Origin of the sequence: Leifsonia sp. (assembly GCF_051955155.1) — a bacterium.
GTDB lineage: Bacteria > Actinomycetota > Actinomycetes > Actinomycetales > Microbacteriaceae > Leifsonia.
In genome coordinates this window covers 16437-40105 of record NZ_JBQCGZ010000080.1, presented here as the reverse complement: position 1 = coordinate 40105, position 23669 = coordinate 16437, and the positions used below count along the sequence as shown (strand labels likewise).

The window sequence follows — 23669 nt, the reverse complement described above, 5'->3', positions numbered from 1 at the left end:
ACCGATGACCGACCTGCGCACCGGTGTCCGCGACGACTTCGCCGAGGTGTTCGGCCGCGAGCCCGACGGCGTCTGGTCGAGCCCCGGCCGCGCCAACCTGATCGGCGAGCACACCGACTACAACGAGGGCTTCGTGCTCCCGTTCGCGATCAACCGCCGCACGGTCGCCGCGCTCGGGCTGCGGGAGGACCGCACCATCCGCGTCGGCAGCACGTTCGCCGACGAGCTGGTGGAGGTGGACCTGGACGCCCTCTCGCCCGAGGCGCTGGACGGCTGGTCGGCGTACCCGCTCGGCGTCGCCTGGGCGCTCGGCGAGTTCGGCGCCGACCTGGCCGCCGTGCCCGGCTTCGACCTGCTGCTCGACTCCAACGTCCCGGTCGGCGCCGGCCTGTCCTCCTCCGCCGCCATCGAGGGCGCGACCCTGCTGGCCCTGAACGACGTCTGGCGGCTGGGCCTGGACCGGCAGACGCTCGCCCGCGTCGGCCAGCGCGCCGAGAACATCGCGGTCGGCGCTCCGACGGGCATCATGGACCAGTCCGCGTCGCTGCTCGGCCGCGAGGACTCCGCGGTCTTCCTGGACTGCCGCACCCTCGTTTCCGAGGTCGTCCCGCTCGGCCTCGAGGCGGCCGGGCTCGAGATCCTCGTGATGGACACCGGCGTCACGCACGCGCACGCGACGGGCGGCTACGCCGAGCGCCGCGCCTCGTGCGAGGCGGGCGCCGCCGCGCTCGGCGTCGAGTCGCTGCGCGATGTGAGCGTCGACGACCTGCCGCGCGCCAGGGAGATCCTGGACGACGTGACCTTCCGCCGCGTCCGGCACGTCGTCACCGAGAACCAGCGCGTGCTGGACACGGTGCGCACGCTCCGCGAGAAGGGACCGGAGGCGATCGGCGAGCTGCTGGACGCCTCCCACGTCTCGATGCGCGACGACTTCGAGATCTCGGTCCCCGAGCTCGATCTGGCCGTCGAGACGGCCCAGGCGAACGGTGCGATCGGCGCCAGGATGACCGGAGGCGGCTTCGGCGGCTCCGCGATCGCGCTGGTCCCCTCCGACGCGCTCAGCCGGGTGCTGGTCGCCCTGGACGGCGCCTTCGCCGAGCACGGCTTCGGCCAGCCGGACCTGTTCACCGTGCGCGCGTCCGAGGGGGCGCGGCGGGAGAGCTGAGCGGCGTTCACCTGCGCGTCACGGCCGCGGTGCACAATGGGCGGATGACCGCACCGGAGCCCGAGATCACCTGGCTGGACGCCGACACGGTGCAGCTGCGCCAGCCGAAGGGCTCGCACTGGGAGGCGCCGTTCCTGTTCCTGCTGTTCGGACGGGAGCGCTCGCTGCTGATCGACACCGGGGCGACGACGGACGAGGCCGTCTTCCCGCTGCGCACGACCGTCGACCGGCTCACCGCCGAGTGGCTGCGCCGCAACCCCGCGGTGTACGTCCGGCCGTACCCGCTGCTGGTGGCGCACAGCCACGCGCACGGCGACCACATCGCGGGCGACGCGCTGCTCGCGGGACGACCGGGGACGACGGTGGTCGGGCCGACGCCCGCGCAGGTGATCGCGCGCTTCGGGTTCCGCAGCTGGCCGGACGAGACGGTGGTGCTCGACCTCGGCCGCCGGCCGGTCGACGTGATCGGCGGGCCGGGTCACGAGCCCTCGGCCGTCGCGTTCTTCGACAGGGCGACCGGCATCCTGTTCACCGGGGACACGGTCCTGCCCGGGCACCTGTACGTGCGCGACCGCGCGCAGTACCGCGCCACGATCGAGCGGCTGATCCGGTTCAGGGACGCCCCGACCGCTCCGGTGCGCGAGCTGCGCGGAGCGCACGTGGAGATGTCGTCGACGCCCGGCGTCGTCTACCCGCCCGGCACGCTCGACCAGCCGGACGAGCTGCCGCTCGCGCTGCCGCCGCGCATCCTCGACCGCGTCCTGGACGCCCTCGGCGAGCTGACCGGGGCGCCCGGCGAGCGGGTGGTGCGCAAGCGCTTCGTGGTCGTCGCGGACTGACCAGGGCCGCGCGCGAAGATCCGTCTTCCGGCGGATGCCCCGGCGGAGGCATCCTCGTAGCGTGGAAGACGGCGGGTCGGGGGGTCCGCCGGATCAGGGGGTGATGATCATGGCGCGAGGCGCATGGATCGGGATCATCGGCGTGGTGGCGCTCCTCGCCGCCGGCGGCATCGGGGTGGGCGTCGCGGCGACGGCGCAGGCGGGCTCCACCCCGCGCACGGCGGAGAGCGCGGCGTCGACCTACGACCTCGGCGTCCTCGGCGGGGCGGCGACCGCGGCGGACGCGCTGCCCGACGGGTTCGACACGGCCGGCGTCGGCGACGGCGGCGTGAACCGCGGGACCGCCCGCCTGCTGCAATCGGGCACGGGAGGCACGTACTGGGCGGCGCTGGACGCACGCGGGCGGCTGTGCCTCCTCGGCGCCGTCGGACCAGCGGACAGCGTCCACGGTTCGGCGTGCACGACGGCGGACCGGTTCCGCTCGCACGCGCTGACCCTCCGGGTCGCCGGGAAGGGCGCGGCCGCCGAGGCCTACCTGGTGCCGGACGCGGTCTCGGCGAAGGTGATGGAGGCGGCGCTGCCGGAGGGCGCGACGGTCAGCGGCTACGGCAACCTGCTCCTGGTCGCGCCCGGAGCCTCCCCCGCCGCCCGCGCGTCGCTCACGCACGCGACGGCGGGCGTGTACGACCTCGGGGTGCCCGCCTCCGCGGGATGACCCGTAGGGTGAGAGCCATGACCATCGTGACCCTCGCCGACGGATCGACCCCCACGCTGGCCGACGACGCGTTCGTCGCCCCCGGCGCCGTCCTCGCCGGGAGGGTGCGCCTGCTCGCCGGATCGAGCGTCTGGTACAACGCGGTGCTGCGCGCGGAGGCGGAGGACATCGTGCTCGGGGAGCGCAGCAACATCCAGGACAACGTGTCCTGCCACGTGGACGCCGGCTTCCCGCTGACGATCGGATCGGACGTCTCGGTCGGGCACAACGCGGTACTGCACGGCTGCACGATCGAGGACGGCGTCCTGGTCGGGATGCACGCGACCGTGCTGAACGGCGCGGTCGTGGGCGCGGGCTCGCTGCTCGCGGCGGGGACGGTCGTGCTGGAGGGCGCGGTCATCCCGCCCGGCTCGCTCGTCGCCGGCGTGCCGGGCAAGGTGCGCCGCGAGCTGACGGAGGACGAGCGCGCCGGCATCCTGCGCAACGCGTCCGCGTACCTGACGCACGTGGCCGAGCACCCCGCCTCTTAGCGCCCCGTCGATTCGTCACGAATGCGCGCCATTCGTGACGAGTGCGCGCGATTCGTGACGAGTGCGCGCCATTCGTGACGAATCGCGAGCGGGACGGGATGGGACGGGACGGAACGACCCTACTCGGGTGCGACGGGGCCCGGGTCGCCGCCGGTGATGCGGACGAGCTCCTGGAAGGTGGTCGGGAAGACCGTGTGCGCGTGGCCGGCGGCCGCCCACACCTCGGGGTAGCCGGCCAGCTCCACATCCACGACGGTGCGCAGCGGCGACGGGTGCCCGACCGGAGCGACGCCGCCGATGGTCTGGCCGGTGGCGGCCTTCACGGTGTCCGGGTCGGCGCGGCGGATGCGGCCGCCGAGCCGCTCGCCGAGGAAGGCCGTGTCCACGCGGTGCGCGCCGGAGGTCATCACCAGCAGCGGCTCGCCGTCGATCGTGAAGACCAGCGAGTTCGCGATCGCGCCGACCTCGACGCCCAACTCCGCGGCAGCGGAGACCGCCGTCGGGGTCGGGGTCTCGAACCAGCGCACCCGCGGCTCGACGCCCGCGGCCAGCAGCGCCGCCTCGACCTTCTCGACGGCGGGATGCGTGCGGTCCGCGTCGCTCATGCCAGCGACCGCTCCGCGGACTCGACCACGTTCTGCAGCAGCAGCGCACGGGTCATCGGGCCGACACCGCCTGGGTTCGGGGACACCCAGGACGCGACCTCGGCCACGTCCGCGGCGACGTCGCCCGCGACGCGGCTCTTGCCGGTCTCCGGGTCCTCGATGCGGCTGACGCCGACGTCGAGCACGACAGCGCCGGGCTTCACGTTCTCGGCGGTGACCAGACCGGCGACCCCTGCCGCGGCGACGATGATGTCCGCGCGGCGCAGGTGCTCGTCCAGGTCCTTCGTCCCGGTGTGGGTGAGCGTGACGGTCGCGTTGAACTCGCGGCGGGTGAGCAGCGAGCCGATCGGGCGGCCGACGGTGACGCCGCGGCCGACGACCACGACGTCCTTGCCCTTCAGGTCGATGTCGTGGCGCAGCATCAGCTCGATCACGCCGCGCGGCGTGCAGGGCAGTGGAGTGGTGATCGGGCGGTTCACGTTGAGCACCAGCCGGCCGAGGTTGGTCGGGTGCAGGCCGTCGGCGTCCTTGGCCGGGTCGACCAGCTCCAGGATGGCGTCGGTGTCCAGGTGCGCCGGCAGCGGCAGCTGCACGATGAAGCCGGTGCAGTCCGGGTCGGCGTTCAGCTCCTCGACGACGGCCTCGAGCTCCGCCTGCGAGATGTCCGCCGGCAGGTCGCGGCGGATGGAGGCGATGCCCACCTCGGCGCAGTCGCGGTGCTTGCCGGCGACGTACCACTGCGAACCCGGGTCGTCGCCGACCAGGATGGTGCCGAGGCCGGGTACCACGCCGCGCTCGCGGAGCGCCGCGACGCGCTCGGTCAGCTCCGCCTTGATCTCGGCGGCCGTCGCCTTCCCGTCCAGAATCCGTGCAGTCACAATTCCTCCGTTGTCAGACCGTCGAGTACGCAGATCATCTGCGTACTCGACGGTTTTCGACTGATTTTCTGCGTACTCGGGTGGTCGCGGTGGTCAGATCGAGGAGGGGAGCTCGACCGGGAACGCGTCCTGGCCGGATGGCGTCAGACCGGGGTAGAGCGGGAACGCGGCGGTCAGGGCGTCCACGCGGGCGCGCAGCGCCTTGGTGTCCGCGCCGGGGCGCAGCGCGAGCGCGATGATGTCGGCCACCTCGGTGAACTCGGCGTCGCCGAAGCCGCGGGTCGCGAGCGCCGGCGTCCCGATGCGCAGACCGGAGGTCACCATCGGCGGGCGCGGGTCGAACGGGACGGCGTTGCGGTTGACGGTGATGCCCACCTCGTGCAGCACGTCCTCGGCCTGCTGGCCGTCCAGCTCCGACGTGCGGAGGTCGGCGAGCACCAGGTGCACGTCGGTGCCACCCGTGAGGACGTCCACGCCGGCGGCGCGGGAGTCGTCGGCGGTGAGGCGCTCGGCGAGCAGCTTCGCACCGCGGATGGTGCGCTCTTGGCGGTCCTTGAACTCCGCGGTCGCCGCGAGCTTGAACGCGGTCGCCTTGGCGGCGATCACGTGCATCAGCGGGCCGCCCTGCTGGCCGGGGAACACGTTGGAGTTGAGCTTCTTCGCGAGCTCGGTGTCACGACTCACGATGAAGCCGGAGCGCGGGCCGCCGATCGTCTTGTGCACGGTCGAGCTGACCACGTCGGCGTACGGGACGGGCGACGGGTGCAGCCCGGCGGCGACCAGACCGGCGAAGTGCGCCATGTCCACCCAGAGCTTGGCGCCGACCTCGTCCGCGATCTCGCGGAACGCGGCGAAGTCCAGCTGGCGCGGGTAGGCGGACCAGCCGGCGATGATCACCTGCGGCTTGTGCTCGATCGCCTTGTCGCGCACCACGTTCATGTCGACGAGGAAGGACTCGGGGTCGACGCCGTAGGAGACGGCGTTGTAGAGCTTGCCGGAGAAGTTCAGCTTCATCCCGTGCGTGAGGTGGCCGCCGTGCGCCAGCTCCAGGCCGAGGATGGTGTCGCCGGGCGTCGCGATCGCCGACAGGACGGCGGCGTTCGCCGACGCGCCGGAGTGCGGCTGGACGTTCGCGTACTCGGCGCCGAACAGGCTCTTCGCCCGGTCGATCGCCAGCTGCTCCGCGACGTCGACGTACTCGCAGCCGCCGTAGTAGCGGCGGCCGGGGTAGCCCTCGGCGTACTTGTTGGTGAGCACCGAGCCGACGGCTTCGAGCACCGCGCGGGGCACGAAGTGCTCGGAGGCGATCATCTCCAGGTAGTCGCGCTGGCGGCCGAGCTCGAGCTGCAGCACCTCCGCGATCTCCGGGTCGACCTCCGCCAGCGGGGCGGTGAATGTCGAGGGAAGGGTGTCGGTCACAATCGGCTCCTTCGTAACAGGGATGGATATCTTGTGCATCGACCCAGGCGCGCGGCCGAATCCACCCGTTCGTTCGAGGTACCGTTGTCGCTCCCCGATGGTGACCATCTGAGCGCCAGTCGCGACGTGAGCAAGCATAGCAAAGGCGGGGCCGCCCGAACCCTTGCTCATTAGTTAGGACCCCTGCAATACTCGCTGGTGGCCGACCAGCGGGCGGGCAGCGTCGGCCGTCCCACCAGAATCCTCGAATGGCTGTCTCTCAGCGCGTTAGGAGCATCCGTGGTCGTCCCCCGTCCCGCGCAGATCGAGCAGAGCGGCGACGCGCCGTTCACCCTCTCCCCCGGAGCCCGCATCAGCGTCGCCGGCCCGGGGGCGGACTCCGTGGCCCGCCTGCTGCGCGCAGAGCTCGCCACCGACTGCAGCCGCGAGTTGGAGGTCGTGCACGAACCGCCCGCGTTCGGCGACATCGCGATCGTGGTCGCCGACGACGAGGGCCCCGCCGGCCGGCGCGAGGAGGGCTACATCCTGGAGGTGGCGGCGGAGGGCGTGCGCATCGGAGCGGCGACCGCGGCCGGGGCGTTCTGGGGAGTGCAGACCCTCCGTCAGCTGGTCCCCGCCGCGTGCGAGGGCGACCCGCTGACCGTCGCGGCCGTGCGGATCACGGACCACCCGCGCTTCAGCTACCGCGGCGCGATGCTCGACGTCGCGCGCCACTTCTTCCCCGTCGAGGACGTGAAGCGCTTCATCGATGCCATCGTGCTCCTGAAGATCAACCACCTGCACCTGCACCTGACGGACGACCAGGGCTGGCGCCTCCACATCGCCTCCTGGCCGCGCCTGACCGAGCACGGCGGCTCGACCGGCAGCGACGGGAGTCGCGGCGGCTTCTACACCGCAGACGACTACAGCGAGCTGGTCGCCTACGCGGCCGAGCGCCACGTGACCGTCGTGCCGGAGATCGACATGCCCGGCCACACCAACGCGGCCCTCGCCTCCTACCCGGAGCTGAACCGCGACGGCGTCGCGCCCGCGCTCTACACCGGGTCGGACGTGGGATTCAGCACCCTGCTCACCGACGACGAGACCACCGACCGCTTCGTCGGCGACGTGCTGCGCGAGGTCGCGCGGCTGACGCCGGGGCCCTTCCTGCACATCGGCGGGGACGAGTGCCTGAGCACCGACGAGGCCGACTTCCGCCGGTTCGTGGACCGCGCGGCGGAGCTGGTGGCGCAGACCGGGAAGACGCCGGTCGGCTGGCACGAGATGGGCAGGAGCGACGGGCTCCCGGAGGGCACCGTGGGCCAGTACTGGTCGTTCCGCACACCGCGGGCGGACGCCGCCGAGGAGACGCTCTCGTTCGTGCGCCGCGGCGGCTCCGTCATCATGTCCCCGGCCGACGTCGCCTACCTCGACATCGCCTACGAGGAGGGCGACCGTCTCGGCCAGGACTGGGCGGACGGCCCGACCAGCCTCAGGGACGCGTTCGAGTGGGACCCGGCGCGGATCGTGCCCGGCCTCGGCGACGCGCACATCCTGGGCGTCGAGGCGCCGCTGTGGACCGAGACGGTCCCGACCATCGAGGACGCGGAGGAGATGGCGTTCCCGCGCCTCGCGGCGGTCGCCGAGATCGGCTGGTCGCCCGCGCCGGAGGACACCGCGGACGTGCAGTCCACGCGGGACTTCGCCGACTTCGCGGACCGGATCGGCAGCCTCGCCGAGCACTGGGACGCGCTCGGCACCCGCTACCGCCGCGTCGACGGCGTCCCGTGGCCGCAGCCCGTGGCCGGCTGACCCGCCCGCGCTCGCCCGGCCGCCACATTTGCGCCAAATGTGGGCCGGAGCCGTGCGAGAACGCACATGTGCGCCAAATGTCGGCCGGAGCCGTGCGAGAACGCACATGTGCGCCAAAGCGTGCGGCGGCGATCAGGGGTAGCCGAGGAACCAGAGCAGCAGCAGCGCGACCGGCTGCAGCACGACGCACACGGCGAGCACGATGGACCGCGCCCGGACGTTGCGGGTGAGGCCGGGGGCGCCGGCCAGCGGCGAGAGCGGAAGCAGCAGCCGGAACAGGCTCTGCTGCGGCAGGAACACCGCGAACAGGTAGAGCGCGTAGCTCGCGGCGTACGCGGTCACCTCGATGCCGAGTGCCTTGATCCCGGGCCTGCGCAGCAGCCAGACGTAGCCGACGATCACCGCGATCACCAGCAGCGCGCCGGCCAGGCTCGCATAGCGCCAGGTGAACAGGAACCACGGCGTCAGCGGCACGAACGCCACGCGGCCGATGAACCCGGTCCACCAGGACAGCTCGGTCTCCACGTAGGCGTCGGGGTGCCCGGTGACCGCGGAGGCGATCAGCGGCCACGCCAGCCCGGCCGCTGCGGTCAGCGCGCCGACCACGATCATGGCGACCCGCTCGCGCCGCGGGAACGCCTCCGCGCCGCGGCGAGCGCGCACCAGCCGGACCAGGAACACGATCCCGAGCGCGAGCGGCAGCGCCAGCTCCCCCGGCTTCGTGAACGCGGCGGCGATGCCGAACGGCAGGACGTCCCAGTACCGCCGGGACATCATCGCGTAGAGCGCGCCGAACATCAGGAAGAAGAACAGGCTCTCGGCGTACGCCAGCTGCAGCACGAACGACAGCGGCCCGAAGCAGAAGAACACCGCCGCCCAGAACCCGCTCGTCGCCCCGACGCGGGAGGCGACGACGCGGTAGAGCATCAGGGCGGCACCGGCACCGAAGCCGGCCGCGACCAGCACGCCCGCCGGCGCGAAGCCGAGGCCGGTGGCGGTCATCAGCACCCGCACCAGCAGCGGGTAGAGCGGGAGGAACGCCCACGGGTTCTGCTGCACGTCGCCGTCGGAATCGACCGGCAGCGTCGTCGGGTAGCCGTCCTCCGCGATCCGCCGGTAGTACGACGCGTCCCAGGTGGCGGAGAAGGTGAAGAACGTGGGATGGGACAGCGGGCTGCCGCCCACCCAATGCCCGGCCTGCTCGGCGACGAACAGCGCGAGCATGAGCATCGTGGTCAGCACGCGCGAGGCGGCGTACATCCCGAGGATCGCGACCCACCAGCGCACGTCGCGCCCGAAGAGCCGGATGCGCGCGGCATCGCCCTGCCGCGCGGCGTCGTCCGCCGGGCGGACGGAGTGTGTGGTGCCCGCCGTCATCGACACCGATGCTACCCCGGTGTCCCGCCCGTGGGACTCCCGCCGGATGTGTGCCGGGAGGCACCCGCGTCGCGCCACACGAACGGGTGCCTCCGGCGGTCGGGGGCGTGCTACTTGACGCTTCCGGCGGTCAGCCCGCCGACCAGTCGCTTCTCGATGAGGGCGAACAGGATCACCACAGGGATGACCGCGACGATGGACACGGCGAAGACGTACTGCCACGCCGCGTCGTACTGGCCGACGAACTTCGTCAGCGCCACCGAGAGCGGCTGGTTGGCGTCCGTGGAGAGGATCACCAGGCTCGCCGCGAACTCGTTCCAGGAGGCGACGAACGTGTAGATGATGGCCGTCACGATCCCCGGCCAGACCAGAGGGAGCTGCACCCGGAAGAGCACCGTCCACTTGCCGGCCCCGTCGAGCTGCGCCGCCTCGTCGACCTCCTTCGGCACCCCGGCGAAGAAGGTGTGCATGATCCACACCGCGAAGGCCAGGTTGAAGGCGGCGTTCACGAGGATCATCGCGAGCCAGGTGTCGTTGATCCCGAGCGCGACCATCTCTTTGAACAGACCGGTCGCGAGCACGGTCGGCTGGAGCATCTGCGTCACGATCACCAGGAACAGGAACACGCCGCGGCCGGGGAACCGGAACCGCGCCGTGTAGTACGCGGCGGGCACGCACACCACCAGCACGAGCACGGTCGCGAAGACCGAGATCACGATGGTCGAGATGAGGTTCAGCGGGAGCGGAGTCTCCGGCGTCGACCACATCGTGAGGTAGTTCTCCGGGTGCCACTGCGTCGGCAGGTAGGTCGGGGGCACCGCGAGGATGTTGTCCCTGCTCTTGAACGAGCCGACCAGCATGATCAGGTAGGGCGCGATGAAGACCAGCGCGATCACGATCCCGGCGATCACCTTGGCGACCGTGCGGCCGCCGGAACCGGAGGCGCGGGAACGGCGGCGGCGCGGCTCGGGCGCACCGGCGACGAGGGAGGGGGCCGGAGCGGTCACGAGACCTCCTTCATCGGCTTGACGATCCACAGGTAGAGGGCCACGACCACGAGCACGATCAGGAAGTTGATCACACTGAGCGCGCTGGAGAGGTCGATGCGCTGCTCGTTCTGGAGCAGCTTGAAGACGTAGGTCGTCGTGGTGTCCGCCTTGTAGCCGGGGATGGCGCCGGTCATCAGCTTCAGGATCGGCAGCGAGTTGAACACGTTGATGATGTTGATCAGGCTCGCGAGCGCGATCGCGGGACGGAGGTTCGGGAGCGTCACCGAGAAGTACGCGCGCGCCGCGCCTGCGCCGTCCACCCGCGCGGCCTCGAGCATGTCGCCCGGGATGCCGGCCAGCCCGGCGAGGATCGTGTAGGTGGTGAACGGCAGCGACACGAACACCGCGATCGCGATCGAGGAGAGGAACGCGGGCACCGGCTCCTTGGTGAAGCCGAACGGCTCGGCGAGCACGTGGATGTCCACCAGGAACTTATTGATGATCCCGTAGAACGGGTCGAGCCCGTAGACGAAGACGGTCGTGGTCATCACGACGCTGGCCGCCCACGGGACGATGATGGCCATCCGCACCCAGCGCCGGCCGGGGAAGTTCTTGTCGAGGAACTGCGCGAGGGCGAGCGAGATCACCACGGTGATCACGACGACGGAGACCACCCAGACGACGGTGTTGAGCAGGATGCCGGGGATCTCCGGGCGGGAGAGCACCGTGAGGTAGTTCTGCAGGCCGACCGATCCGTGGTCGACGCCGGCGACGGAGATCCGCCTGGTCGAGTTGAAGATCATGTAGCCGGCGGGGAACAGCACGACGCCGAAGATCAGGATGAGCGCGGGCAGCGTCCACGGGACGGCGTTCCACAGGGTCGTGGAGTTGCCGTGCCCCGCGCGCGGCGCCCCGCGACGGGGACGGCCGGTGGCCGCCCCCGTCGTGGTCGTTTCGATGGTCCGACTCATGCTGTGCGTTACTGCCCGGTGGCCTTCGCCTGGATGGACTTCAGCAGCGTGGACGGGTCGGCGCCCTGACCGAGCTGGCCGATCTGGCTCTGGATCGCGCCCTGAGCCGTCGCCCAGTTCGGGTTCGTGGACGGGTAGAACTTGGCGCTCGGCAGCAGGTCGAGGAACGGCTTGATGGTCTCGTCGGAGGCCATCTTGTCCGCGCCGGACTTGGTGGTGGGCAGGAAGCCCTCCTCCGTCACCCACTTGGAGTAGACGTCGGCCGAGTAGAAGTAGTCGAGGAACTTCTTGATCGACGCCTTCTTGTCCGTCTTGTTCTTGAACGCCATCAGGTGGTCGGCGACGCCGAGCGTGAAGGCGGAGCCGTCCTTGGTCGGGATCGGCGCGATGCCGTAGTTCAGCGACGGGTTCTTGTCCTTGATCTGGCCGACGATCGGCGGCAGGCCGATCTGCATGCCGATCTTGCCCTGGATGAAGACGTTCATCAGCGGCGTGCGGTTGGTCGAGCCGGGGTTCGCCTCGGTCAGGCCGTCCTTGATGATCTTCTGCATCTCGGTCGCGCCGACGACGTTCTCCGCGCTGTCGATCGTCAGCGTCTTCTCGTCGCCGTAACCGCCGCCCGCTCCGTAGAACCAGATCGCGGTCTCGGCCTGCGCCTCCTCGGAACCGAGCGGCATGCCGTAGGCGGTGACGCCGGCGTCCTTGAGCTTCTTGGCGTCGGCCTCGAACTCGGCCCAGGTCTTCGGCGGCTCGGTCAGGCCGGCCTTCTGGAACAGGTCCTTGTTGTAGAACAGCGCGCGGGCCGAGGCGATGAACGGCAGGCCGTACTGGGTGCCGTCGATGCTCGCGTTCTTGACGAACGCGGGCTGGAAGTCGTCGATGGTGCCCTGGGAGACGATGTCCTTCGCCGGGTAGAGCAGGTCGTCGGAGGCGAATCCGGCGAACGCGTCGATGTTCAGGATGTCGGGCTGCTTGCCCGCCTGCACGCGGGTCTTGATGACGTTGTTGATGTCGGTCCAGGACTCGACGTCCAGGTTGACCGTGATGCCGCTGTTCTTGGCCTCGAAGTCCTTGATGATCTGCTGCCACTCGGCCTTGGTGTTGTCGGAGTAGCTGGCCACCATCAGGTCGAGCGTCTGGGCCCCGCCTGTCGATCCGCCCGACCCGCCGCTGAACCCGCAGGAGGCGAGCGTCAGGGATGCGACCGCCGCGGTCGCGACGGCGGCCCCCCACCGCAGAGACTTCTTCATCGACTTTCCTCACTCTCGAAGGATCACGAACCGCCGCTGAAGATGGTGCTGTTCTGCGCGACGATGCGTAGCTGTTGATGCTTCGTGATTTGTTTCACACAAAAACAATCACTTGCACTCACTGGATGCTCGAATAATTGCGTATTGCGCGCGGTGCGTCAAGCAGTCGCCCGCGAATCGTTACCTGGGATTTACACGACGCCGCGGGATTCCGCGGGTCCCGGGGCAAAACGATTGAAGATGATCACTGGACACGGATATCGCTCATAAGCAATCATTGAGGTGACCACCGCGGACGAGATCGAGGAGTTGAGCAGTGACCGACGAATCCCGCACGGGCCCGGTGCCCGGCGGCCACATGGAGGACGAGCTCCGGTCGCAGCCGGACACCTGGGCGCGCGCCGCCGGCCTCACGGCCGAGCAGGCCCTGCTCCCCGCCGCCGGGGAGCGCATCGCCGTCGTCGGCTGCGGCACCTCGTGGTTCATGGCCCAGTCCTACGCGGCGGCGCGCGAGGCGGCCGACCAGGGCGTGACCGACGCGTTCGCGGCCTCCGAGGCGCTCGTCGGCGACGCGGCCTTCCGCGACCGCGGCTACGACGCCGTCGTCGCGATCACCCGCTCCGGGACCACCACCGAGGTCCTCGAACTGCTGGACGCGCTGCGCGCCTCCGGCGGCACGGCCCGCACGGTCGGCATCGTCGGCGACCCGGCGACTCCCCTGGTCGACCTGGTGGACGACGCGATCCTGCTCCCGTTCGCGGACGAGCGCTCGGTCGTGCAGACGCGCTTCGCGACGACGACGCTCGCGCTGGTGCGCGCGGCGCTGGGCGAGGACCTCGGGCCCGCGATCGAGCAGGCGCGCGCCGCCGTCGAGGAGGACATCGACGACGCGCTCGTCGGGGCCGACCAGTACACCTTCCTCGGCGCCGGCTGGACCGTCGGCCTGGCGCACGAGGCGGCGCTGAAGATGCGCGAGGCGTCGCAGTCCTGGACCGAGTCCTACCCGGCCAAGGAGTACCGCCACGGCCCGATCGCCATCGCGGCGCCCGGCCGGGTCACCTGGATGCTCGGCGCGGCTCCCGCCGGCCTCCCCGCGGAGGTCGCCGCGACCGGGGCGCGCTTCGAGGACGCCCCGATCGACGGGATGGCCGACCTCGTCCGTGCGCAGCGCGTCGCGCTCGCCCGCGCACGCCGGGCGGGGCTCGACCCCGATCGCCCGCGCACCCTCACCCGAGCTGTCATCCTGTCGTCGTGAACCCGCACGCCTCCCCCAGCGCCCCCGCGCCGCTCGGCGGCGGAGAGCCGGTCCTCGCATTCGACGTGGGCGGCACCGACATGAAGGCCGCGCTCATCGACGCCGACGGCGGCATCGTCGAGGTCGTCCGCCGGCCGACCCCGCTCGACGGCGAGCGCACCGGCGAGGCGGTGGTCGCCGCCGGCGCCGCGCTGGCCGCGCACTTCGCCGAGACGCATCCCGGCATCCGCCCCGCCGCCGCCGGACTGCTCGTGCCCGGCCACGTGGACGACGACACCGGCATCGGCGTCTTCGCGGAGAACCTGGGCTGGCAGGACTACCCCTTCCGCGACCGCGCCTCCGAGGCCCTCGGCGTCCCGGTCTCGTTCAGCCACGACGTCCGCGGCGCGGGCGAGGCCGAGTACCGGCTCGGCGCCGCAGCGCCGTACCGCGACGTCATCGTGCTGGCGATCGGCACCGGGATCGCCGGCGCGATCTTCGTCGACGGCCACCTGCACACCGGCGGCGGCATGGCCGGCGAGATCGGCCACTCGCGCGTGGCAGAGGGACCCGCCTGCGCGTGCGGCGGCCGCGGCTGCCTGGAGGCCGTCGCCTCCGCCGCCGCGATCGCCCGGCGCTACACCGCGCTCTCCGGCGTCCCCGTGCCCGGGGCGCGCGAGGTACTCGAGCGGGCCAAGGCCGGCGACCCGGGGGCCGCGGAGGTGTGGGAGAGCGCGCTGGACGCCCTCGCGCTCGGCCTTTCGCACACCGTCGCGCTGCTCGCACCCGAGGCGATCGTCATCGGCGGCGGCCTCTCGCAGGCGGGCGACGCGCTGTTCGTCCCGCTCGCCGAGAAGCTCGACGCCATCCTCACCTTTCACCGCCGCCCCGCGCTGCTGCCCGCCAGCATCGGCGAGAACGCCGGTGTCATCGGCGCGGCGCTGCGTGCCAGGGACCTGCTCGCCTCGACCGTCTCGGAGGACGCGTCATGATCCTGACCGTGACCCCCAACCCGGCCATCGACCTGACCTACCGCGTCGCCGCCCTGGAGCCGGGCGAGACCCACCGCGTGCGCGCCCCCGCGGCGCGTGCGGGCGGCAAGGGCCTCAACGTCGCGCGCGTGATCGCGCAGACCGGCGGTGCGGCGTTCGCGCTGACCACCGCGGGCGGCGCGTCCGGGCTGCGGCTCGCGCAGGACCTGGAGGCGGACGGCCTGCCGTCCGAGGTCGTCCCCGTGGCCGCCGCCACCCGCAGCAGCGTCGCGATCGTGGACGAGGCCGCCGGCGAGACGACGATCTTCAACGAGACCGGCGAGCCGCTCGGCACGAGCGAGTGGAAGGCGCTGCACGACGCCGCCGAGCGGCTCGCGATCCCCGCGGCGACCATCGTCGGCTCCGGCAGCCTGCCCCCCGAGGCGCCGGACGGCTTCTACGCGGAGCTCGTCGCCATCGCCCGCCGCCGCGGCGTCCCGAGCGTGATCGACGCGACCGGCAGGGCCCTGCTGCTCGCGGCGGAGGCCGGGGCGAGCGTGCTCAAGCCGAACCGCAGGGAGCTGGCGGACACGGTCGGCGGGGACGACCCGGTGACCGGGGCCCGCACGCTGCTCGACGCCGGCGCCGGGCTGGTGCTCGTCTCCCTCGGCGCCGACGGGATGCTCGCCGTCGCCCCCGGCGCCGAGCCGATCGCCGTCCGGCTGCCCGAACCGCTGAGCGGCAACGCGACCGGCGCGGGAGACGCCGCCGTCGCCGCCGTCGCGTCCCTGCTCGCCGCCGGGGTCGACGACCCCGAGCGCCTGCTGCGCCGCGCGACCGCCTGGTCGGCCGCGGCCGTCCTCGCCCCGCTCGCCGGCGAGCTCGACCCCGGCTACGCCGACCTCGAGTCCCGCCTCGTGACCGTCTGAGAACCGGAGCAGCCATGCCTCTCGTCCCGACGCTCGAACTGCTGCACGGAGCAGCACAGCGCCGCACCGGCCTCGCGGCGTTCAACGTCATCCACCTGGAGACGGCGGAGGCCATCGTCGCGGCGGCGGAGCAGACCCGGCTGCCGGTCGTGCTGCAGATCTCGCAGAACTGCGTCCGCTACCACGGCGGCCTCGAGCCGATCGCGCGCGCCACCGTCGCGCTCGCGTCCGACTCCTCGGCGCACGTCGCCGTGCACCTCGACCACGCCGAGGACGAGGAGCTGACGAGGCGCGCGATCGATCTGGGCTTCGGCTCGGTGATGTTCGACGGCTCGACGCTGCCGTACGAGGCGAATGTGGCGGCCACCGTCCGGGTCGTCGAGTACGCGCACGCCAACGAGGCGGCCGTGGAGGCGGAGCTCGGCGAGATCGGAGGCAAGGACGGCGCGCACGCGCCCGGGGTGCGCACCGACCCGGCCGAGGCCCGCCGGTTCGCGGCGGAGACGGGCGTCGACGCCCTGGCCGTCGCGGTCGGCAGCTCGCACGCGATGACCGAGCGGACCGCCGAGCTCGACCTCGGCCTGATCGCCGACCTGCGCAACGTCGTGCCTGTCCCGCTCGTGTTGCACGGCTCCAGCGGCGTTCCGGATGAGACGATCGAGGCGGCGATCCGCTCCGGCGTCACCAAGGTCAACGTCTCCACCCAGCTGAACCGATTCTTCACCGACGCGATCCGCGCCGTCCTGGCCGCGGATCCGGACGTGGTCGACTCCCGTCGGTACGTGCGGGAGGGGCGCGCCGCGGTGACGGCGGAGGCGGCACGCCTGATGACAGTGTTCGACGTCGCCGCACGAGCGGCGAGCGGAACGGAGACGGCACGAGGATGAACAGAACGGAACGGCTGAACGCGGTCCTCGACCTGCTGGCCGAGGACGGCCAGATCGAGGTCGAGGACATCGTGGCGAAGCTCGATGTCTCGGCGGCGACCGCCCGGCGCGACCTCGACGCGCTCGCCTCCCAGCAGCTGCTGACCAGGACCCGCGGCGGGGCGGTCGGCCAGTCCGTCGCCTACGACCTGCCGATCCGCTACAAGCGCGAGCAGCACACGCCGCAGAAGCTGCGGATCGCGCAGGCGGCGAGCGCGCTCGTGCCCAGGGGCGCCGTCGTCGGGCTGTGCGGTGGCACGACGAGCACGGCCGTCGCGACCGTCCTCGGTTCGCGCCCGGACCTGATGGAGCCGTCGCCGCACCCCAACCTGACCGTCGTGACCAACGCGATCAACATCGCCGCGCAGCTGGTGATGCGGCCGCAGATCAAGACGGTGGTCACCGGGGGCGTCGTGCACGCGCGCTCCTACGAGCTGGTCGGCCCGTACAGCGACGTCGTGCTCGAGAAGATCACGATGGACATCGCCTTCATCGGCGTGAACGGGATCGACCCGATCGTCGGCGCCACCGTGCACGACGAGGGCGAGGCGAGCGTGAACTCGCTGATGGCGCGCCGGGCCACCCGCGCCGTCGTCGTCGCCGACTCGAGCAAGATCGGCCGCACGGCGTTCGCGACGCTCGGCGGCCCGAAGGTGCTGACCACCCTCATCACCGACGACGGCATCACCGACGAGCAGCGTGCGGCGTTCGTCGAGCACGGCATCGACGTCATCGTCGCGTAGGTTGGTGCAGATGAGTGCGCATGTGATCCATTCCGCCCGTCTGGTCGCCGGCGACCGCGTCGTGCACGGCGGCTGGGTCCGCTTCGAGGGCGACCGGGTCGCGGAGACCGGCGCTGGTGACGACTGGCGGGCGAGCGTCGCCGGCGACCAGGACGCCGTCGTCACCGACGCGGACGGCGGCTGGCTGACGCCGGGTTTCGTCGACATCCACACGCACGGCGGGGGCGGGACGGCGTTCGACGACGGCGACGACGCCATCAGAACGGCCGCCGACCTGCACCAGCGGCACGGAACGACGCGCTTCGTCGTCTCGCTCGTCACCGCGCCGGTCGAGGTGCTCGCCCGGCGCGTCGCCGGCGTCGCGGCACTCGCGGCGACCGACCCGCGCATCCTCGGCTCGCACCTGGAGGGCCCGTTCCTCGACGTCGCGCACAAGGGCGCCCACGACCCAGCACTGCTGCGCTCCGCCGAGCCGTCCGACATCGACCTGCTGCTGGATGCGGCGGGCGGCACGCTGCGGCAGATCACGCTGGCGCCCGAGCTGCCCGGCGGCCTGGACGCGGTGCGCGCGTTCCACGCGGCCGGCGTCGCGGTCGCGGTCGGGCACACGGCGGCCGACTACGACCAGACGCTCGCCGCCTTCGACGCGGGCGCGAGCATCCTCACGCACGCCTTCAACGGCATGGACGGCATCCACCACCGCGCCCCCGGTCCCGTCGCCGCGGCCACCCGGACCGCGGGCGTGACCATCGAGGTCATCAACGACGGCGCGCACGTGCACCCCGAGGTCGTCCGGATCGCGTTCGCGTCGGCGCCCGGCCGCATCGCGCTGATCACCGACGCGATGGCCGCGGCGGGATCGGCCGACGGCGACTACGTGCTCGGCTCGCTGGCCGTCGAGGTGCGCGACGGCGTGGCCCGGCTGGCGGGCGGCGGCTCCATCGCCGGCTCGACCCTCACGCTCGACTCCGCCCTGCGGCGCGCGGTGACCGAGGTGGGAGTGAGTGTTCCGGAGGCGGTGACAGCGCTGACGGCGACCCCGGCGGCGGCGATCGGCCGCGGCGCCGACCTCGGCTCGCTCGCGCCCGGCTACGCCGCGGACGCCGTGCTGCTGGACGAGGACTTCCGGGTGCTGCAGGTGTGGCGGGACGGCGTCCCGCTGCCGCGCTGACGCGACGGCCGACGAGCGGGGCCGGGCCCATGATCACGGACCCGGCCGCTCGTCCTCCCCGCGGTGACAGACGTTCGGGTCGTCGATCACCGGCGCGACTTCCGCCCCTTTCGGCACTGTCGCGACACAGGGGAGACGCGTGGCCCAGCCATCCATGACGCGATTCGCGGAAGATTTCTCTGCGGACCCCATCGGTCCGCTCGACCCGCGGAACTACGGCACACTGGAGGGGTGCATCCCGCCCAGCAGCGCCCCGAGACCGAGCTGTCCGACACCGAACTCGTCGAGCTCACCAGGGGCGGCGACCGCGACGCGTACGCGGAGCTGTGGAGGCGGCACGCACGCGCCGGGCTCACGGTCGCGCGCTCGCTGACGTCCGCCTTCGACGCCGACGACCTGATCGCGGAGTCGTACGCGAAGATCTACGCGGCGATCGGACGGGGCAACGGACCGACGAGCTCGTTCCGGGCCTATCTGTTCACGACGGTCCGCAGCGTCGCGGCCTCCTGGGGCCGCGCGCGGCGCGAGACACCGATCGAGGACATCGAGGCGGTGGAGGACCCGGCGTTCGGCGAGGCCGCGACGATGGACGCGCTGGACCGCTCGCTCACCGCGCAGGCGTTCCGCTCGCTGCCGTCCCGCTGGCAGGAGGTGCTCTGGTACTGCGAGGTGGAGGCGATGAAGCCCGCCGAGGTGGCGCCGCTGCTCGGGATGTCAGCGAACGCCGTCGCCGCGCTCGCCTACCGCGCGCGGGAGGGCCTTCGCCAGGCCTGGGTGCAGGCGCACCTGGCGTCGGTGCCAGAGGACTCGGAGTGCCGCTGGACGACGGAGCGGCTCGGCGCGCACGCGCGCGGCGGGCTCTCCAAGCGGGACACGGCCAAGGTCGAGGCGCACCTGGCGGGCTGCGCGCGCTGCACCGTCGTCGCCGCGGAGGCGCACGAGGTGGGCAGCAGGCTCGCGCTGGTGCTGCTCCCGCTCACGGTCGGGGTCGGGGCGACCGCCGCGTACACCGCGTGGATCCAGAGCGGGGCGAACGCCGTCCCATACGCGCTCGGGTCGGCGGGGGCGGCGCTGCCGGCGACGGCCGTCCCGGCGTCCGCGGTCGCCGCGTCGGCCGGGGCCGCGGGGACGACGACGGGCGGGACGGGAGGCGGCGCTGCCGGAGGCGGCGGCTCGGCAGGGACGGTCGCGGGGATCGCCGCGGCCGGCGTCCTCGTCGCCGCCGCGATCGCGGGCGCCCTCGTCCTCGGCCCGCAGCTCTTCGGCGGCCCGGTGGCCGCGGAGACCTCGGCCAGGACCCCGGCCGCCTCCGTGCCGCAGCCGTCCGCTCCGGAGCCCGCAGCGCCGCCGCCTCCCGCGGTCCTGCTCCCGCCGCCGGCGGGAGCGCCGCAGCAGCCCGTGCCGGTCGCCGCCCCGGCCGTCCCGCCGCCCGCGGCCACGCCCGCTCCCCCGGCGACGCCCGCGACCCCCGCGCCCGCCCCCACGACCCCGTCGACCCCGACACCCCCGGCCCCGCCCGCGCCCGCCGCTCCCGTGCTGCTCGCACCCGCGGCCGGGACGACGACCGCGGCGCTGACGATCGACGCGGCGGGCACCGGCCGCCCGGGAGCGACGGTGACCATCGCCGCCGTCGCCACGCGCCTGGTGTCCGCCCGGGTGGGAGCGGACGGGTCATGGTCCGCCGCCGTCCCGATCGACGGGCTCGGCGACGGCGCCTGGACACTGTCGGTCGTGCAGTCGGCCGGCGGCCGGACCTCCACGGCGGCGACCGTGCGGTTCGTGATCGACAGGACGGCGCTCCCTCCCGTGCTGACCGCGGTCGACACCGGCGACGGCGCGGACACCGGCCTGCTCGCGCCGATCGTGAGCGGGACGGCCGAGCCGGGCGCGACCGTCCAGGTCCTCGACGGGGGCGCGGTCCAGGCGACGGTGACCGCCGACGCGGACGGCCGCTGGGCCACCGGCCAGCTCACCGGAGTGCGGCCCTCGTTCTCGCTCTCCGCGCGGCAGACCGATCCCCTCGGCAACGTGTCGGGGCTCAGCACGTCCGTCGCGGGCAGCGTCCAGGTCCCGACCGCGTCCGCCCAGGTGACGGGGACCGCCATCGCGCTCACCGTCACCGGTCTCCCCGGCCGCACGGTGCTCGTGATCGCCGACGGCGCCGAGACCGGATACCGCCTCGACCTCGGGCCGGACGGCGGCACGACCGGCTACTACCAGTGGACGGCGCCCGGCGACCACCGGATCGGCGCTGCCTACACCTCCGGCGAGCGCCGCGGCCTCGTGGCCGACGTGCCGATCACGATCGGCTGACGAGGCCGCTCGCGCTCCACGCGGTCGCCGAGACCTCGAACGGGCCGGCGGGCAGGCGCTCGCGGCACAGCGCGCGCACCCGCTCCCTGTCGTCGCCGGACAGCGCGGCGAGCTGCCGTCCGGCCGGCGAGACACCGAGCGTGTACGGCTCCCACCAGTCGTCGAAGCCCGCGTAGCGAATCCGCACGGTCAGCTCGGTCTCGCGGACGTCGGCGCAGCCTGCTTCTTCCAGCAGCGCGGCGAGGTCGCCTCCGCGCGCGCCCACCCGATCCGTCTCGTCGTCCACGCCCTCGACGACGTCGGCCAGCGCGCCGAAGAACAGACTCTGCGGCGCTCGGCCGCCGGCGAAGTCCCACACGCACGCGGCGACGGTGCCGCCGGGGACCGCCACCCGTGCGAGCTCGCGGACGCCCTGCCGCGGGTCGGCCATGAAGTGCACGACGAGCGCGGCGAGTGCCGCATCGAACGTCCCATCGGGGAACGGCAGCGCCTCCGCCGCCCCCACCCTGGCGTCCACGCCGGGCAGCCGGGCGTGCAGCGCGGCGACGAACGCCTCGGCCGGATCGACGGCGGCGACGGCGCTCGCGCCGTAGCGCGCGGCAAGGACCGCGGTCAGGGCGCCCGGCCCGCTCCCGACGTCCAGCACGCGTCCGGCGTACGGCAGACCACCGTCCGGCAGGCCGGCGCTGTCGGCGAACAGCGCGGCGAGCGGCGTGGAGTACCTGCCCATGAAGCTGTCATAGGAGGCGGCGGCGACATCGTCGAACGACACGCGCGCATCCTACGCGCGTGCGATGCTCCGCGCGCTGTCCTCGATCTCGATCAGGGGCGCGTACAGCGCCATCGCGTCCAGGGCGCGCTGGTGGTCGGCATCGCTGAGCCCGGCGCAGGCGTCGGCGGCGACCCGCACGCGCACGCCGGCGTCCGCCGCGGCGAGCGCCGTGGAGAGCACGCAGCAGTCGGTGGAGACGCCGGTCAGGACGATCTCGTCCGCGTCGCCGATCGCCTCCCGGAGCGCCGGCCCCCATTTGCCGAAGGTGGGAGCGGAGACCACGGGATGCCCGGTGTCGCGGAAGGCGAGCACCTGGTCGTAGATCGGGTCGTCGGCGGGGACGAGCGCGAACGGCCACTGCTCGTAGTACGGACCCCAGGCGCCCTGCGGCTGCTCGGGGGCGACGAACCGGGTGAACACGACCCGGTCCCCGAACGCCGGCAGCATCCCTGCGATCACGGCCTCGGCCTCGGCGAACCGCGGCGTGAACCACGGGCTCGCCGGGTCGCCGAACACCTGCTGCATGTCGATGACGACCAGCACGGGAGCGGTCATCGCTGCTCCTGCCTGCGGATCGCGGAGCGGCCGAACAGCAGCGTCCCCAGGAACCCGATCACCAGGGCCACCAGGACCCCGAGGTTGGCGTACGCCCAGTCGCCCTGCACCCCGCCGAGCGGGCCGAGCAGGTAGCCCTGCCAGCTCAGCCAGGACGCCGCCGTGTTCGTCACCAGCCCCCAGCCGATCGCCGTGCCGATCACGATGAGCGCGATCGGCAGCCAGCGTACCGCGCCGTACCGCCCGCGCCGGTCGTAGAGCTCGGCCTCCGCGTAGTCCCTGCGGCGCAGCGCGATGTCCGCGACGAAGATGCCGCACCAGGCGGCGATCGGCACGCCGAGCGTGATGAGGAAGCCCTGGAACGGTCCGAGGAAGTCGTTCGCGAAGAACACGACGTAGATGGCGCCCGCGGTCATGATGATCCCGTCGATCCCGGCCGCCACGAACCGCGGAACCCGGACGCCGACGCTGAGCAGCGCGAGCCCGGACGAGTAGATGTCCAGCACGGCCCCGCCGACCAGGCCGAGCACGGCGACGATCACGAACGGCACCAGGAACCAGGTGGGCAGCAGCGACGCGAGCGCTCCGATCGGGTCGGCGGCGATCGCGGTCGACAGCTTCTCGGACGAGCCGGCGAGCAGGATCCCGAACACCAGCAGGATGACCGGCGCAAGCGACGAGCCGAACGTCGTCCAGCCGACGACGCCGGCCGAGCGCGTGCTGCGCGGCAGGTAGCGGGAGTAGTCAGCGGCCGCGTTCACCCAGCCCAGACCGAAACCGGTGAGCATGAAGACGAACCCGCCGACAACGTGCGGGACGTCGCCCGCCGGCAGCGCGGCGACGGCGCCGATGTCGATGTGGCCGAGCACGAGCAGGATGTAGACGACCGTGAGCACGCCGGTCACGATCGTGATCACCATCTGCATCCGCATGATCAGGTGGAAGCCGATCACACCTCCCGCGATCACGAGCGCGACCACCACGATCAGCGCGACGAGCTTGGTCGCAACACCGCCCTCCCAGCCGAGCTGGGTGAACACCGTCGCCGTCGCGAGCGCGGCGAGCGCGGTGAGCACGGTCTCCCAGCCGACCGTCAGCAGCCAGGAGAGGAACGAGGGGACCCGGTTGCCCTCCACGCCGAACACCGCCCGGCTGAGCACCATCGTCGGGGCCGAGCCGCGCGTGCCGGCCAGCGCGCTGATCCCGCAGAGCAGGAACGAGGCGCCGATGCCGATGATGCCGCCGATGGTCGCCTGCCAGAACGAGATGCCGAAGCCGAGCAGGAACGATCCGTAGCTCAGGCCGAACACCGAGACGTTGGCGCCGAACCACGGCCAGAACAGGTCGCGCGCCCTGCCCTTCCGCTCGCTCTCGTGGATCGTGTTGAGCCCGTTCAGCTCCACGCCGAACGCGCCCGCCGCGGCCGGTGCTCTATCCGGCGCGTCCTCACCTGTGCTGGTCATGAACCCGATCCAAGTGCACGCGCGAACACCGGTCAAGCGCGGCGCGGCCGGTGCCGCGCCTCC

At 72.6% G+C, this 23669-nt stretch carries 22 protein-coding genes and 1 riboswitch; of the genes, 12 read left to right on the top strand and 10 right to left on the bottom strand.

Features of this window, described 5'->3' with window-relative positions:
* Nucleotides 1-4: 4 nt before the first annotated feature.
* The 4 genes from galK (at nt 5) to ACTHMF_RS08310 (ending at nt 3249) form a co-directional block, all read left to right on the top strand.
* Nucleotides 5-1165: a galactokinase gene (gene galK, locus ACTHMF_RS08325; RefSeq protein ID WP_314148169.1), complete on the top strand. Its 1161-nt coding sequence runs from the start codon at nt 5-7 to the stop codon at nt 1163-1165.
* Between the two features lie 44 nt (nt 1166-1209).
* Nucleotides 1210-2004, top strand: a complete 795-nt coding sequence (locus tag ACTHMF_RS08320) for an MBL fold metallo-hydrolase (RefSeq protein WP_440317060.1) — start codon at nt 1210-1212, stop codon at nt 2002-2004.
* 109 nt (nt 2005-2113) lie between these two features.
* The gene (locus tag ACTHMF_RS08315) at nt 2114-2719 is read left to right on the top strand and encodes a hypothetical protein (RefSeq protein WP_440317059.1); all 606 of its coding nucleotides are present in this window, start codon (nt 2114-2116) and stop codon (nt 2717-2719) included.
* 17 nt (nt 2720-2736) lie between these two features.
* Nucleotides 2737-3249 carry a gamma carbonic anhydrase family protein gene (locus ACTHMF_RS08310; RefSeq protein ID WP_440317058.1) on the top strand — a complete coding sequence of 171 codons (513 nt, stop codon included), beginning with the start codon at nt 2737-2739 and terminating at the stop codon, nt 3247-3249.
* A 119-nt stretch (nt 3250-3368) separates the two neighbouring features.
* Here the strand turns inward: ACTHMF_RS08310 and ACTHMF_RS08305 are convergent, their stop codons facing one another.
* From ACTHMF_RS08305 to glyA, 3 genes are all read right to left on the bottom strand, one after another.
* Nucleotides 3369-3854 (bottom strand): YbaK/EbsC family protein, encoded by a 486-nt coding sequence (locus ACTHMF_RS08305; RefSeq protein WP_440317057.1) that lies wholly within the window; start codon nt 3852-3854, stop codon nt 3369-3371.
* Complete coding sequence (locus ACTHMF_RS08300; protein ID WP_440317056.1) at nt 3851-4732, bottom strand: bifunctional methylenetetrahydrofolate dehydrogenase/methenyltetrahydrofolate cyclohydrolase; 882 nt, start codon at nt 4730-4732, stop codon at nt 3851-3853. Before ACTHMF_RS08300 ends, ACTHMF_RS08305 begins: the two co-directional genes overlap by 4 nt.
* A 93-nt stretch (nt 4733-4825) precedes the next feature.
* A complete protein-coding gene (gene glyA / locus ACTHMF_RS08295; protein WP_440317055.1) occupies nt 4826-6151 on the bottom strand; it encodes a serine hydroxymethyltransferase in 1326 nt (441 codons plus the stop codon).
* 34 nt (nt 6152-6185) lie between these two features.
* Nucleotides 6186-6284: riboswitch (ZMP/ZTP riboswitch) on the bottom strand.
* 146 nt (nt 6285-6430) lie between these two features.
* Here glyA and ACTHMF_RS08290 point away from each other — a divergent pair.
* Complete coding sequence (locus tag ACTHMF_RS08290) at nt 6431-7942, top strand: beta-N-acetylhexosaminidase (RefSeq protein WP_440317054.1); 1512 nt, start codon at nt 6431-6433, stop codon at nt 7940-7942.
* A 132-nt stretch (nt 7943-8074) separates the two neighbouring features.
* On the opposite strand, the gene ACTHMF_RS08285 is transcribed toward ACTHMF_RS08290, so the two are convergent.
* The 4 genes from ACTHMF_RS08285 to ACTHMF_RS08270 all read right to left on the bottom strand — a co-directional run bounded on the left by ACTHMF_RS08285 (nt 8075) and on the right by ACTHMF_RS08270 (nt 12529).
* Nucleotides 8075-9319 carry a mannosyltransferase family protein gene (locus tag ACTHMF_RS08285; RefSeq protein WP_440317053.1) on the bottom strand — a complete coding sequence of 415 codons (1245 nt, stop codon included), beginning with the start codon at nt 9317-9319 and terminating at the stop codon, nt 8075-8077.
* 110 nt (nt 9320-9429) lie between these two features.
* Complete coding sequence (locus ACTHMF_RS08280) at nt 9430-10326, bottom strand: carbohydrate ABC transporter permease (protein ID WP_440317052.1); 897 nt, start codon at nt 10324-10326, stop codon at nt 9430-9432.
* Nucleotides 10323-11279 (bottom strand): carbohydrate ABC transporter permease, encoded by a 957-nt coding sequence (locus ACTHMF_RS08275; RefSeq protein ID WP_440317051.1) that lies wholly within the window; start codon nt 11277-11279, stop codon nt 10323-10325. The genes ACTHMF_RS08280 and ACTHMF_RS08275 overlap by 4 nt, the downstream gene beginning before the upstream one ends.
* 8 nt (nt 11280-11287) lie before the next feature.
* Nucleotides 11288-12529 (bottom strand): extracellular solute-binding protein, encoded by a 1242-nt coding sequence (locus ACTHMF_RS08270; protein WP_314148180.1) that lies wholly within the window; start codon nt 12527-12529, stop codon nt 11288-11290.
* Between the two features lie 358 nt (nt 12530-12887).
* Here ACTHMF_RS08270 and ACTHMF_RS08265 point away from each other — a divergent pair, with 358 nt between their 5' ends.
* The 7 genes from ACTHMF_RS08265 (at nt 12888) to ACTHMF_RS08235 (ending at nt 20816) form a co-directional block, all read left to right on the top strand.
* The gene (locus ACTHMF_RS08265) at nt 12888-13784 is read left to right on the top strand and encodes an SIS domain-containing protein (protein WP_440317083.1); all 897 of its coding nucleotides are present in this window, start codon (nt 12888-12890) and stop codon (nt 13782-13784) included.
* Nucleotides 13781-14755, top strand: coding sequence for an ROK family protein (locus ACTHMF_RS08260; protein ID WP_440317050.1), 975 nt, complete (start codon nt 13781-13783; stop codon nt 14753-14755). Before ACTHMF_RS08265 ends, ACTHMF_RS08260 begins: the two co-directional genes overlap by 4 nt.
* Nucleotides 14752-15663 (top strand): 1-phosphofructokinase family hexose kinase, encoded by a 912-nt coding sequence (locus ACTHMF_RS08255; RefSeq protein WP_440317049.1) that lies wholly within the window; start codon nt 14752-14754, stop codon nt 15661-15663. Before ACTHMF_RS08260 ends, ACTHMF_RS08255 begins: the two co-directional genes overlap by 4 nt.
* Nucleotides 15664-15677: 14 nt before the next feature.
* The gene (locus tag ACTHMF_RS08250) at nt 15678-16550 is read left to right on the top strand and encodes a class II fructose-bisphosphate aldolase (RefSeq protein ID WP_440317048.1); all 873 of its coding nucleotides are present in this window, start codon (nt 15678-15680) and stop codon (nt 16548-16550) included.
* Nucleotides 16547-17332, top strand: coding sequence for a DeoR/GlpR family DNA-binding transcription regulator (locus ACTHMF_RS08245; protein ID WP_440317047.1), 786 nt, complete (start codon nt 16547-16549; stop codon nt 17330-17332). The genes ACTHMF_RS08250 and ACTHMF_RS08245 overlap by 4 nt, the downstream gene beginning before the upstream one ends.
* 10 nt (nt 17333-17342) lie before the next feature.
* Complete coding sequence (gene nagA, locus ACTHMF_RS08240) at nt 17343-18503, top strand: N-acetylglucosamine-6-phosphate deacetylase (RefSeq protein ID WP_440317046.1); 1161 nt, start codon at nt 17343-17345, stop codon at nt 18501-18503.
* A gap of 231 nt (nt 18504-18734) precedes the next feature.
* A complete protein-coding gene (locus ACTHMF_RS08235; protein ID WP_440317045.1) occupies nt 18735-20816 on the top strand; it encodes a sigma-70 family RNA polymerase sigma factor in 2082 nt (693 codons plus the stop codon).
* Here ACTHMF_RS08235 and ACTHMF_RS08230 read toward each other — a convergent pair.
* The 3 genes from ACTHMF_RS08230 to ACTHMF_RS08220 are packed head-to-tail and all read right to left on the bottom strand — an operon-like array spanning nt 20803 to nt 23606.
* Entirely contained in the window at nt 20803-21588 is a 786-nt protein-coding gene (locus ACTHMF_RS08230; RefSeq protein ID WP_440317044.1) for a class I SAM-dependent methyltransferase, read from the bottom strand. The two genes, ACTHMF_RS08235 and ACTHMF_RS08230, sit on opposite strands and share 14 nt — an antisense overlap.
* A 9-nt stretch (nt 21589-21597) precedes the next feature.
* Complete coding sequence (locus tag ACTHMF_RS08225) at nt 21598-22143, bottom strand: cysteine hydrolase family protein (protein WP_314149540.1); 546 nt, start codon at nt 22141-22143, stop codon at nt 21598-21600.
* The gene (locus ACTHMF_RS08220) at nt 22140-23606 is read right to left on the bottom strand and encodes a purine-cytosine permease family protein (protein ID WP_440317042.1); all 1467 of its coding nucleotides are present in this window, start codon (nt 23604-23606) and stop codon (nt 22140-22142) included. The genes ACTHMF_RS08225 and ACTHMF_RS08220 overlap by 4 nt, the downstream gene beginning before the upstream one ends.
* Between the last annotated feature and the right edge of the window lie 63 nt (nt 23607-23669).